At 60.8% G+C, this 383-nt stretch carries 1 protein-coding gene; it reads left to right on the top strand.

Annotation, left to right across the window (positions count from 1 at the left end):
• The coding region (locus ACFHWY_RS28905; RefSeq protein WP_416583389.1) for an IS3 family transposase at nt 1-195 on the top strand (195 nt) is incomplete at its 5' end.
• Nucleotides 196-383 lie beyond the last annotated feature (188 nt).

Genomic DNA, 383 nt, shown 5'->3' with positions numbered 1-383 from the left:
GCCACCTTCTCCACCATCAAGGTCGAGTACGTCCACCGTCACCAGTTCCGCACCCGCACCGAGGCCCGGCTGAAGATCGCCAGCTGGATCACCGACTTCTACAACCGCCGACGCCGCCATTCCGTCTGCGACGGACACTCACCGATCGACTACGAACGAGCAACCACCCGCGTCCTGGAGAACCAGGCCGCATAACCCAGTCCTCCACGATTCCAGGGAATTGACAGGTGTCTTTGATCCAGTGCAGTGATCGATGGCCCAGTGGCCCTGGTTGACAGGGCGGTTGCAAGTTCCGGGGTCGTGCGGCTGGTCGGGTAGTGATCGGTTGGGGTGTATAGCAGAGCAGGCACGAGCTTCGTGATCATTGTGGTGTCTAAGCCCGA

This window comes from Micromonospora sp. LOL_024, from assembly GCF_048060415.1.
Lineage (GTDB): Bacteria > Actinomycetota > Actinomycetes > Mycobacteriales > Micromonosporaceae > Micromonospora.
Note: the sequence above shows the minus strand (reverse complement) of the source record. Positions and strands in the feature narration are given on the sequence as shown.